The sequence below is a fragment of the Xanthomonas sp. BRIP62409 genome, from assembly GCF_003992965.1.
In the GTDB taxonomy this organism is placed as follows: domain Bacteria; phylum Pseudomonadota; class Gammaproteobacteria; order Xanthomonadales; family Xanthomonadaceae; genus Xanthomonas; species Xanthomonas euroxanthea.
In genome coordinates, this window is sequence record NZ_QEZJ01000035.1 from 14,953 (window position 1) to 27,289 (window position 12,337).

A 12,337-nucleotide genomic window follows, 5' to 3' on the forward strand; every position below is an offset into this window, starting at 1 on the left:
GTGAGCTGTGCACGATGCAGACGTGGGCAGCAATGGACACACGCACTGTAGCGCCATCGCCAACGCGCGCTTGAGGCAGCACGCACTTCGGTACGCTGAAACGATCCGGCGAAACTCGCCAGACCGCGCAGGGCCAGGAAATCGCCGCATGGGACGCGTGCAGCACGGCGCGCCATCATGCGGCCTCTCGGCGGCAAGCAGGCCGGAAGCGTCGCGACACCCCCAACGCAGCCCGTTGTTGCCTGTCGATGCTGCGCGACGGTGCAGCTCACCCGCGCCGCAACAGCATCTGCGTCATCAGGGCACGCAGCGCCGGCGGCCGCACCGGCTTGGCCAGGAACCCCCAGCCCAGGTCGAGCGCATGTTCACGCAGCGCCGGGTCGGGTTCGGCGGTGACCAGGATGACGCGCGGTTCGCGTTGCCAGCGCGCCACCAATTGCGGCAGCAATATCGGGCCGTAGTGCTCGCCCATGCGCACGTCCAGCAACAGCAGCTCCGGCACCTCGTCGGCGTTGGCGGCGGCCAATGCCTCGTCGGGGCCGCCGGCAAAGTCCACGCGGCATTCCCAGCGTTGCAGCAGGGCGCGGCTGGCCTCGCACACGCGCGGGTCGTCGTCCACGCACCACACGCGGCAGCCGTGCAGGATCGGGTCATTGGCGGTTTCAGCGCTGGCGATGGGCGGTGGCAACTGCCTGGCGATGGAGGCGCGCTCGCCCAGCGGCACGGTCACCGAAAACACACTGCCGCTGCCCAGGGTGGAACGCAGGCTGATGCGGTGGCCGAGCAGGCGGCCGATGCGCTCGACGATCGCCAGGCCCAGACCGGCGCCGCGGTCGTTGGCCACGCCGTCGTCCAGGCGCCGGAATTCTTCGAAGATCTCGTCCTGCAAGGCCTCGGGAATGCCGGGCCCCTGGTCATGCACTTCGATGCGCAGCCAGCCGCCGCGACGACGGCAGCCGATCAGCACGCGCCCACGCGGCGTGTAGCGGATGGCGTTGGACAGGAAGTTCTGCAGGATGCGCCGCAGCAGGTTCTCGTCGCTCAACACCACCGCCGAGGTGGGCACCCAGTCCAGCACCAGGCCGCGGTCTTCGGCAAGGATGCCGAACTCGCGGGCCAGGGTTTCCAGCAGCGGGGCGATGGCGAAGTCGCGCACCCGGGTCTTCAGGCTGCCGGCCTCCAGCCGCGAGATGTCCAGCAGGCTGTTGAGGATGGCGTCCTGTGCGGCGAGCGCGCCTTCGATGTTGTCGACCACGCGCGCGCTGCCGGCCTCGCGCACCTGCCCGCGCAGCACCGAGACGAACATGCGTGCGGCGTTGAGCGGTTGCAGCAGGTCGTGCACGGCCGAGGCGACGAAGCGGGTCTTGTAGCGGTTGGCGCTCTCGGCCTCGCGCTTGGCCGCGGCCAGGTCGCGGGTCCGTTCGGCCACGCGGTGTTCCAGCGCATCGGCCAGCGAGCGCAGTTCGCGTGCGGCGTTCTTGTAGCTGGTGATGTCGGCATAGCTGGTGACGAATCCGCCATCGGGCAGCGGATTGCCGCGGATTTCCAGCACCGTGCCGTCTTCCTTCTCGCTCTCGCGCATATGCGGCTTGCCGCTGCGCAAATGGTTCAGGCGGCGCTCGATCGCCGCTTCGATCGGCCCCGGTCCGAGCAGGCCGCGGCGTGCGTTGAAGCGGAACAGGTCTTCGATCGGGCGGCCGATCTTGAGCAGTTCCGGCGGGAAGCGGAACAGTTCCACATAGCGCGAATTCCACGCCACCAGCTTGAGCGCCTCGTCGATCACCACCACGCCCTGCGGCAGGTGTTCCAGGCTGCGGCTCAGGCCGGCATTGGCCTGTTGCGCGGCGGTGACCACGCCATCCTGCGCGGTCCGCAGCTCTTCGGCATGTTGTTGCAGCAGCGTTTCCAGCTCGTGCCGGCTGCGCTGGCGCAGGGCGGACAGGCGCCGCCGCTGCTGCACGAACAACCACAGCAAGGCCAGCGCCAACCATGCACCGGCGGCGGCGATCGCAGCGGCGCGGCCGGCCGCCGCGCTGGCGCGGGTATCGTGCAGCAGATGCAGGCGCCAGCCGCTTTCGGGCACCTCCAGGGTCTGCCACAGCACCGGGCCGGCGAGCGGTGGGTCGCTGACCTCGGCCAGCACGCCACCGTTGCCGGTCTGCTCGATCAGCCGGCGCCGCAGCGGCAGCAGGCCCTGGTCGGCGTATTGGCGGGTGCTGCGCAATTCGCTGCGGTCGCGCAGGCTCAGCGGTGCCAGCATGCGGTAGCGCCACTGCGGGCGGCTGGCCAGGAACACCACCTGATGCGCGTCGGAGGCCAGCACGATGTCCGGGGTCTGCAGCCACTCGCGTTCCAGCGCGGCCAGCGCGATCTTGATCACCACCACGCCCTGCACCTGGCCGCCGGCGTCGACGATGGCCTGCGACAGGAAGTAACCCGGCTCGCTGGTGGTCATGCCGATGCCGTAGAAACTGCCGCTGCCGTTGGACAATGCCTGCTGGTAATACGGGCGGAAGGCGTAGTCCACGCCCACGTTGCTGCGCGCCCCGCGCCAGTTGCTGGCAGCCAATGCCAGGCCGTCGCGGTTGATGAGCGTCAGCGTGGAGGACTGGGTGACGTTGTTGGCGCGCTCGAGTTTGCGATTGAGCCGTTCCACCTGCGCGGCCGATAACGGCCCGGAGACGGCCGCGCGCAGTTCCGGGTCCAGCGCCAGGATCTGCGGCAGGGTGCGATAGCGATCGACGCGTTGCTGCAGGGCCTGCGCATACAGGCGCAGCTGACGCCGCACGGTGGCGCTTTCCTCGTGCAGGGCGTTCTGTTCGACAAAGTGCCCGGCCGCCAGCATGGCCACCAGCATGCCGCCCAGCACGATGGTCAGGGTGAGCAGCAGACGGCGGCGTTGCGAGGCGTACATGCCGGCAAGTATGGCGGTGCGCCGCTGCATCGTGCAGCTATCGGCACCGGGCCTGCGCCAGGCACCGACACCGCCGCAGCCACAAACGCCTGCGGCCGCATCCCCGAAAGGAGGCGGCCGCAGGGGCACGTGCGCTGGTGTGGGTTGCCGCCTTGGCGCGTTGAAGCGAAGGCAGCGCGCGGCCGACCAGGCCCGGGTTAGCTGTGCGCCATCACGCTTAGAACTGCACCTGCGCGCGCAGCTCCATCACGTGCGGGGTTTCATGCACGCCGTTGCGCGTGGCATCCACCCAGCTGTAGTTGGCCTGGAACTTGAAGTGGCTGGTGAGGTACCAGTTGGCGCCGATGGTGGTGTCGTGCTGGCGGCCGCCGCTGACGCGGTTGTCTTCCAGGTCCAGGCGGCTGTAGCGGGCGGTCAGCTCGACCGCGCCGTAGTCGTGCGCCGGCTTGATGTTGCCCGGTACGCCGCCGGCATAGCTGCGCGACTCGCCGGTCAGCGTCCAGGTGCCATAGAGGTACTGGCCCTGCGCGATGTAGTGCGGCTGGTTGTCGTTACGTGCCACCTCGGCGCGCAGCGCTTCGCTCTGCAGCGAGAACGGGCCGTGGATCCACACCGCTTCCACGCCGGCGCGGATCACATGGTCCACGTCGAGAATGGTGCCGGTGTCGATCAGGCGCACGTCGGTCAGGCCGGCCTCCGGGCGGGCACGCAGGCGCACGCGCGGGCTGAACGACACGCCGCGGCCGTCGCTGAAGCCACGCGGGTTTTCCACCGAGCCGGCCAGGCCCAGGTGCAGCACATTGCCTTCGGCCTTGAACGGGGTCCAGGCGGCATGCACGGCCTGGGTGGTGCCCGGGTTGTCGCCCTGCAGATCCTTGCCGCCGTACGCGCCGGCCTGCAGCAGGTACTGCTGGCGCTCCAGCGTCCATTCCACGCCGGTACGACGGCCCTGGAACACCGCCTGGACCGGCAGGCCCAGTTCCATGAAGCTGCCCGCACGCGAGCTCTGCACCGCTTCCAGGCCCACCGGCACCTTCATGTAGCCCAGCCGCACGCGACCGTAATCCTGGCCGAACACGGCCTTGGTCTCGACGCGGAAGAACACGTCCAGCCACAGCTTGGCTTCGAAGTCGAAATACACCATGGCGTCGTAGACGCCCTTCTTCTTGAGGGTGGCGCCGAACTCCTTGCGGCGGAAGTCGGTGCGGTCTTCCAGGCGATCGTCGCCGGAGAAGTTGTTGTCGTCGTAGGCGTAGTTGCCGGTCAGGCCGAGCTCGGTGCCATCACCGAAGGTGTACTTGGTGGGCCAGTTTTCCAGCGAGGTGGCCGCATTGGCGGCTGCGGGCGCGGCGGCGATGGCCAACGCGAGAACGAGCGGATTGAGGCGCATAGGTGGTGGTCTTCGGCAAGGAGAAAGGGCCGGGCGTCCTGCCATGGCGGTCGCACTGAACAGCTTCAGCAAGCGCGCAGGTTCCGGACGGCCAACGACACAACAATCGGTGTCTGCGTTAAACGGAATTAACGGCCGGTGGCGACGCCGCTGAAGTGTAAGGCGACGTTCAGCCCGGCGACAGTGCGTAGTACCAATGGGCTATCGGCCCGGGCTGCGACGTACGGCCAGAATGCCCGCACCGGGTGCCTGCTCAGGCCCCCTCTATGTTCCCTCGGAGTGGTGTCATGCACATCAGCAAGCCTGCCGGCCCCTTGCCGGCGCCCGTCCCCTTTTACCGTCAGCTGTATTTCCAGGTGGTGGTGGCGATCGTCCTGGGTGCCCTGCTGGGCCACTTCGAGCCGGCCTTCGCCGAAAGCCTCAAGCCGCTGGGTGATGCCTTCATCAAGCTGGTGAAGATGATCATCGCCCCGGTGATCTTCCTGACCATCGTCACCGGCATCGCCGGCATGACCCACCTCAAGACGGTGGGCCGGGTCTTCGCCAAGTCGATGACCTACTTCCTGTTCTTCTCCACGCTGGCGTTGATCGTGGGCATGATCGTGGCGCACGTGGTGCAGCCCGGCGCCGGCATGAACATCAACCCGGCCGAGCTGGACCAGAGCGCGGTCAACACCTACGTGCAGAAGTCGCACGAGCTGAGCCTGGTCGGCTTCCTGATGGACATCATCCCGGCCACGCTGGTCAGCGCGTTCGTCGATGGCAACATCCTGCAGGTGCTGTTCGTGGCGGTGCTGTTCGGGATCGCGCTGGCCCTGGTCGGCGAGCGTGGCCAGCCGGTGCTGAGCTTCCTGGAAGCGCTGACCGCGCCGGTGTTCCGCCTGGTGCACATGCTGATGAAGGCCGCGCCGATCGGTGCATTCGGTGCGATCGCCTTCACCATCGGCAAGTACGGGGTGGAATCGCTGGTCAACCTGGCCTGGCTGGTGGGCTCGTTTTACCTGACCTCGCTGTTCTTCGTGCTGGTGATCCTGGGCATCGTCTGCCGTCTGTGCGGCTTCTCGGTGCTCAAGCTGATCCGCTATCTCAAGGCCGAGTTGCTGCTGGTGCTGGGCACCTCTTCATCGGAGTCGGCGCTGCCCTCGCTGATGGAGAAGATGGAAAAGGCCGGCTGCGAGAAATCGGTGGTGGGCCTGGTGGTGCCGACCGGCTACTCGTTCAACCTGGATGGCACCAACATCTACATGACCCTGGCCGCCTTGTTCATCGCCCAGGCCACCAACGTGGACCTGACCCTGGGCCAGCAGATCACCCTGCTGGCGGTGGCGATGCTCAGCTCCAAGGGCGCGGCCGGCGTGACCGGCGCCGGCTTCATCACCCTGGCCGCCACGCTGTCGGTGGTGCCGGACGTGCCGGTGGCCGGCATGGCGCTGATCCTGGGCGTGGACCGCTTCATGAGCGAGTGCCGCTCGCTGACCAACTTCATCGGCAACGCGGTCGCCACGGTGGTGGTGTCGCGCTGGGAAAATGCGCTGGACCGCGATCAGCTCAAGCTGGTGCTGGATGGCGGCTCGCCGCCGCTGCAGGCACCGGTGGCTTCGACCGACGTCGTCGCCCCGATCAGCGCGCGCTGATGCTTCCTACGGCCCTGCATTCCGTCGGCGCTGCCGGCGGGATGCAGGGCCGTTTCCACATCCAGCCAGCACTGGCCGCAATGCATGCCGCGTTGTGGCATGCGATCTTCCTGCCGCCGCGACAGCTGCGCGACAGGCCCATGTTCAGGCAGGGGGGTAGAATTCAGCCCTCCTGCGCCTTCGAGACCCACAACGCCGATGTCCAACGACGACTTCAAACAGGCCGCCCTCGACTACCACCGCCAGCAGCCGGCCGGCAAGATCAAGGTCACCGCGACCAAGCCGATGCTGACCCAGCGCGACCTGTCGCTGGCGTATTCGCCGGGCGTGGCCTTCGCCTGCGAGGCGATCGTCGAAGAACCCACCCAGGCCAGCGAGCTGACCGCGCGCGGCAACCTGGTGGCGGTGATCACCAACGGCACCGCCGTGCTGGGCCTCGGCAACATCGGCCCGCTGGCGTCCAAGCCTGTGATGGAAGGCAAGGGCGTGCTGTTCCAGAAGTTCGCCGGCATCGACGTGTTCGACATCGAGATCAACGAAAACGACCCGGACAAGCTGGTCGACATCATCGCCAGCCTGGAGCCGACCTTCGGCGGCATCAACCTGGAAGACATCAAGGCGCCGGAGTGCTTCATCGTCGAGCGCAAGCTGCGCGAGCGCATGAACATCCCGGTGTTCCATGACGACCAGCACGGCACCGCGATCATCGTTGGCGCCGCCGTGCTCAACGCACTGGTGGTCACCGGCAAGAAGATCGAAGAGGTCAAGCTGGCCACCACCGGCATGGGCGCGGCCGGCATCTCCTGCGTCAACATGCTGGTCTCGCTGGGCCTGAAGCCGGAGAACATCCTGGCGCTGGACCGCGATGGCGTGATCCACACCGGCCGTACCGACCTGGACCCGGACAAGCAGCGCTACGCGCGCGACACCGACAAGCGCACCCTGGCCGAAATCGTCGAGGGCGCGGACATCTTCCTGGGCCTGTCGGCGGCCGGCATCCTCAAGCCGGAAATGGTCGCCACGATGGCGCGCCAGCCGGTGATCTTCGCGCTGGCCAATCCCAACCCGGAAATCACCCCGGAAGCGGCCAAGGCGGTGCGCCCGGACTGCATCATCGGCACTGGCCGGTCCGACTACCCGAACCAGATCAACAACGTGCTGTGCTTCCCGTACCTGTTCCGCGGTGCGCTGGACGTGGGCGCCACCGGCATCAACGAAGAAATGAAGATCGCCTGCGTCAAGGCGATCGCCGCGATGGCACGGCGCGAGGCCTCCGACCTGGGCGCGGCCTATGGCGGCGAGACCCCGAGCTTCGGCCCGGAATACCTGATTCCGCGTCCGCTGGACCCGCGCCTGCTGGTGGAGCTGTCGTCCGCCGTTGCGCAGGCGGCGATGGATTCGGGCGTGGCCACGCGGCCGATCGCCGACATGGAGGCCTACCGCGACAAGCTCGGCCAGTTCGTCTACCGCACCAGCCTGATGATGAAGCCGGTCTACGACCGTGCGCGCGCCGACAAGCAGCGCGTGGTGTATGCCGAAGGCGAAGAGGAAGTGGTGCTGCGCGCGGTGCAGAACGTGGTCGACGAAGGCCTGGCCTTCCCGATCCTGATCGGCCGCCCCGACGTGATCGAGGCGCGCATCGAGCGCATGGGCCTGCGCCTGACCGCCGGGGTGGATTTCGAGATCACCAACATCCTCGACGATCCCCGCTTCAACGAGTACTGGCAGTACTACCACGCGCTCACCGAGCGTCGCGGCGTGACCGTCACTGCCGCCAAGGAGCTGATGCGTTCGCGTCCGACCCTGATCGCCGCGGTGATGGTGGCACGTGGCGAAGCCGATGCGATGCTGTCCGGCGTGGTCGGCCGCTTCCACAAGAAGCTGGGCTACGCACGCAGCGTGATTCCGCTGGAACCGCGGGTGAGCTCCACCTCGGCGATGACCGGCGTGATCAACCAGCTGGGCGTGTTCTTCTTCCTGGACACGCATGTGCAGGAAGACCCGACCGTGGAGCAGGTGGTCGAAGCGACGCTGCAGGCCGCGTACCGCCTCAAGCTGTTCGGCATCGAACCCAACATCGCGCTGCTGTCGCACTCCAACTTCGGCAGCCACGACTCGCGCGATGCGCTGAAGATGCGCCAGGTGCGCGAGGCCCTGCTCAAGCGCAAGCCCGAGCTCAACATCGATGGCGAAATGCAGGGCGACACCGCCTGGGACGAAGCGCTGCGCAAGCAGATCATGCCCAACAGCACCTTGAAGGGTCGCGCCAACCTGTTCGTGCTGCCGAACCTGGAGGCGGCCAACATCGCCTACAACCTGGTGCGCGTGTTCACTGACGGCGTGGCGATCGGCCCGATCCTGATGGGCATCTCCAAGCCGGTGCACATCCTCACCACCAGCGCCACCTCGCGCCGGGTGATGAACATGACCGCGATCGCGGCGGTGGATGCGCAGATCCGCCGGCAGCGCGATGCCGAGAAGAACGCCAGCGAAAAAAATAGCGGTTGAGATCCCCACCGGGAAAACATCAAAGACCGATCCGCGAGCGGCACCAGACGCACCGCGCCAAGCCCCTCTCCTCCCGGGGCGACAAGGCACTGCTTGCGCGCCACTGGCACGCGTGCCTTGAAGCGCCCGCGCCGCAAGCGCGGGCCGGGGCGCGGGTACGGCTCACCAGCGCTGCTGACATCGCGGTGGGACCTCGCTCCGGCAGCACCCGTGCGAATCCGTCGATTGCGTGAGCGGGTGCCTGCATCCTGCAGTCGCCTGCCTGCAGAAAGCAGCACAATCAGCGCTGCGAGACCGGCGCCTCAACGCACCGCAGGTTCCGCCCCCAGCAACTCGATCTCCGCCAGCTGCACTTTCGCGGGCGCACTGAATCGCAGCCGATACTCGGTATACGCACCAGGTGTGGCAATACGAAACGGCCGCGTCTGCAACGGCCAGTCGAACGCTTCCTCACGGCGCTGATCGACCACCGTCCACGCACCATCGGCCGTACGCGCTTCCAACGTCCAGCCACTGGCCGCAATGGCCGCGTTGCCGTTGGTCAGTGTGTAGAGCGTGGGCGTGCCGCGCGCCATGCCACTGAGCGTCAGCGTCGATGTCGATGCAACTGCAGCGACGGTTCCCGCATCGTCGTCATGCAGGGCAGCGACCTCGCCACCATCGGCCAGCGTGATGCGCGCCGTGTCTCCGAGCACATCACGTAACGGGGCAGGGCGCTTGCCCGCAGGGGTCAGCGACGGTGGCGCATCGTTCGGCCCGGTGCCCCAGCGCGAGGGCGCAGGCCCCATCACGAAGTCCAGCGTCGCCCCCCTGGCGATGTCCGCATGCGGCAACCAGGTCTTGCGCCAGGGCTTTCCGTTGACCTTGAGCGATTGCACGTAGACGTTCTGCGGCGAATTCTGCGGCGCGTTGACCGTCAGCGTCCCGCCATCGGGCAACCGCACGCTGGCATGCTTGAACAGCGGTGAGCCGATCACGTATTCCGGCGCACCCATGCGCAACGGATACAGGCCCAGTGCCGCGAACAGATACCAGGCCGACATTTCGCCGTTGTCCTCATCACCGGGATAGCCCTGGCCGATCTCGCTGCCCAGGTACAGGCGTGCCAGGATCTGGCGGGTGATGCGTTGCGTCTTCCACGGCTGCCCGGCGTACAGATACATCCATGGGATATGGTGGGCGGTCTGGTTGCTGTGCGCATACATGCCCATCCGCACATCGCGCGCTTCGGTCATCTCGTGAATGGTGTTGCCGTAGGAGCCGGCGAACCTGGCCTCGGCGGTCTCGGGGGTGGCAAAGAACGTATCCAGTTTCGCTGCCAGGCCCGCGCGTCCTCCATACAACGCCGCCAGGCCTTCACCGTCGTGCGGTGCGGTGAACGCAAACGTCCAGCCGCTGGACTCGGTGTAATCGTGGCCCCACACGCGCGGGTCGTACCGTGCCGCGTCCACGCGCCAGTGGCCGTCCGGTGTGCGGCCCTGGAAAAAACCGATCGCCGGATCGAACAACGCCGAATAGCCCGCCGCGCGCTGACGAAAATATACCGCCTCGGTCGTGTAACGCTCGCGCGCCGTGGCCGTCTTTGCCTGCCCGGCCAGCGCCTCGGCCATGTTGGCGATACCGAAATCGTTGAGCGCGCCCTCCATCGACCACGACATGCCTTCGTGCGTGTCGGTATCGGCATAACCGCGAAAGGTCGAACGCGCCATGCCCTTGCGGCCGACGTGCCTGTCGGGCGCCACCACGGTGGCGTTCTTGCGCGCGGCAACGTATGCCTCGGCCGGATCGAAGCCCTGCACGCCCTTGCGCCAGGCATCGGCAAAGGCCACGTCGGAACTGGTGCCGACCATCAGATCGGCATACCCCGGTGACGACCAGCGCGCCACCCAGCCGCCCGCGCGCGACTGCTCCAGAAAGCCTTGCACCAGCGCGCCGGCAGCGTCGGGCGCGAACAAGGCGTACGCCGGCCACGCGGTGCGAAAGGTGTCCCACAAGCCGTTGTTGACATAGACCCGGCCATCGCGGATCGGCGCAAAGCTGCGCACCGCGCTGCCGTCGATGTTGTCGTCCGACCAGCTGCTCTGGCTGGCGTAACGCCAGTCCGGTGCGCTGGCGCTGCCGACGTTCTCGTGGCCGGAGTTGGGATACAGGTGCAGGCGGTACAGGTTGGAGTACAGCGTGGTCTTCTGGTCGGCGGTGGCATCGGGCACCTCCAGGCGTCCCAGCAACGCATCCCAGGCGTCCTGCGCACGCGCGGCAACCTGCTCGAATGTTGTCTGTGGTGCGATTTCCAGTGCCAGGTTGTGCCTGGCCTGCTCGAGCGAGATCAGCGAGGTGGCAATGCGCATCTGCACCTGCCGGGTGCTGCCGGCAGCGAACTTGATCCAGCCGGTGGGCCGGCCGGTGTCGCTCAGGCCGCTGGTTTCCCACGGCGTATCGAAGCTGGCATGGACATACATGCGCGTGGCGCCGGTCGACAGCCCGCTACGCACATCGGTATAGCCGGAGAGTGTCTGTGTCGCCGCATCCAGCCGCAGCCCGCCGCGCGCGTCCACATTGTCGAACACCAGATTGGCATCGCCCTGCGCCGGGAAGCGAAAGCGGAACAGCGCCGCATGGTCGGTCGGTGCGATCTCGGCCTGGATCCCGTTGTCCAGCTGCACTGCGTAGCGATAGGGGCGGGCGGTTTCATTGGCATGCGAAAACGCCAGCGCACGCTGTCGGCGATCGGCTGGCGGCACGCCGGCCGCCAGCGACGGCATCACCTGAAAGGTCTGGCGGTCGCCCATCCACGGGCTGGGCTGATGGCTGAGCGACAACGCCTGCAGGCGCGGGCGATTGTCCGCATCGTTGTGTTCGTTCCAGCGATACAGCCAGGTCAGCGTGCCCGCATCGGTCACCGGCGTCCAGAAGTTGAAGCCATGCGGCACCGCGGTTGCCGGGAAATTGTTGCCGCGCGAGAACGTGCCATTGGACTGCGTGCCGCGCGTGGTCAGCACCCAATCCGACGGACGCGTTGCCGGCGTGAGCGGTACCTCGGCAATGGCGATATCGTCGATCCAGCCGGCACCGGGCGCGCCTGCCGGCGGTGCAACTTCCAGCTCGATCGCACGCACATGGCGCCCACGCAGACCGGCCACGTCACTCAGCCGCACCGCCTTGCGCGCCCATTGCTGCGGATACAGCGTCTTCGACTCGCCTTGCGCCCGCGCACCGAGCGCGACGCCATGTTGATCCCGCGCAGCGCTGGCCGACACGCGTGTGCCGTCGTCCAGCAGCAGGTCCAGCGACACATAGGTCGATGCCACATGCTCGCCACCCACGCTCTCGGGCAATACCAGCCAGGACAGCGTGGTATCGGCACCGATCGGGATCTCGCCGGTCAACAAGGTGCGCCGCCCACCTGCGCCACGACTGTCGTACCGCAGGGCATGCGCACCGCTGTAGCCGGCGTTCGGCTTGGCCGCATACGGCGCGGCCGGACCGGTGCCGATGGCAATCTGCACATCGCCCGCCGCCGCGCTCACCGGCAACGGCTGGCCGGCTTCGAACGAGGTCGACAACCCGGTCGCCGCACTCACCGACAACGGCGCAGCGACGCCCAGGGCAACGACCAGCCGGAACCACAGGTCACGCGGATGCAGCAACACAACAGACGAGGTCACGTGGCGATGTCTCCTTGGGTGCGATGCTGCAGGGCAGGTCCGGCCTGCCGAGGCAGGCGAGCCGGGCACGCGCACGCCGCGGCGGTGCGCCATTGTCCGGCGATGATAAGCGCGATGTCCGGGTGTGGCTGCCTGGCGCTGCCGGGCCAGCAAGGCCAGACCAGCCAGGGCTGCCGCATCGCTCCCCGACGCTGGCAGCGCCCGGGCGGCTGTTGAGAGCATCACC

General features: G+C 67.4%; 5 protein-coding genes. 2 read left to right on the forward strand and 3 right to left on the reverse strand.

All coding sequences use genetic code 11. The features are described 5' to 3' along the window. Positions 1–268: 268 nt before the first annotated feature. The gene (locus tag EO170_RS20345) at positions 269–2,914 is read right to left on the reverse strand and encodes a PAS-domain containing protein (protein WP_119130974.1); all 2,646 of its coding nucleotides are present in this window, start codon (positions 2,912–2,914) and stop codon (positions 269–271) included. Positions 2,915–3,131: 217 nt separating this feature from the next. Continuing rightward, on the reverse strand, positions 3,132–4,304 hold the full coding sequence (locus tag EO170_RS20350; RefSeq protein ID WP_104584013.1) for a porin: 1,173 nt from the start codon (positions 4,302–4,304) through the stop codon (positions 3,132–3,134). Between the two features lie 287 nt (positions 4,305–4,591). On the opposite strand from EO170_RS20350, the gene EO170_RS20355 reads away from it, so the two are divergent. Both EO170_RS20355 and EO170_RS20360 read left to right on the forward strand, forming a co-directional pair. Further along, a complete protein-coding gene (locus EO170_RS20355; protein ID WP_104584014.1) occupies positions 4,592–5,938 on the forward strand; it encodes a dicarboxylate/amino acid:cation symporter in 1,347 nt (448 codons plus the stop codon). A 198-nt stretch (positions 5,939–6,136) separates the two neighbouring features. Beyond that, positions 6,137–8,446 (forward strand): NADP-dependent malic enzyme, encoded by a 2,310-nt coding sequence (locus tag EO170_RS20360; protein ID WP_104584015.1) that lies wholly within the window; start codon positions 6,137–6,139, stop codon positions 8,444–8,446. Positions 8,447–8,748: 302 nt separating this feature from the next. Here the strand turns inward: EO170_RS20360 and EO170_RS20365 are convergent, their stop codons facing one another. Continuing rightward, positions 8,749–12,111 carry a GH92 family glycosyl hydrolase gene (locus EO170_RS20365; RefSeq protein ID WP_126947754.1) on the reverse strand — a complete coding sequence of 1,121 codons (3,363 nt, stop codon included), beginning with the start codon at positions 12,109–12,111 and terminating at the stop codon, positions 8,749–8,751. Positions 12,112–12,337 lie beyond the last annotated feature (226 nt).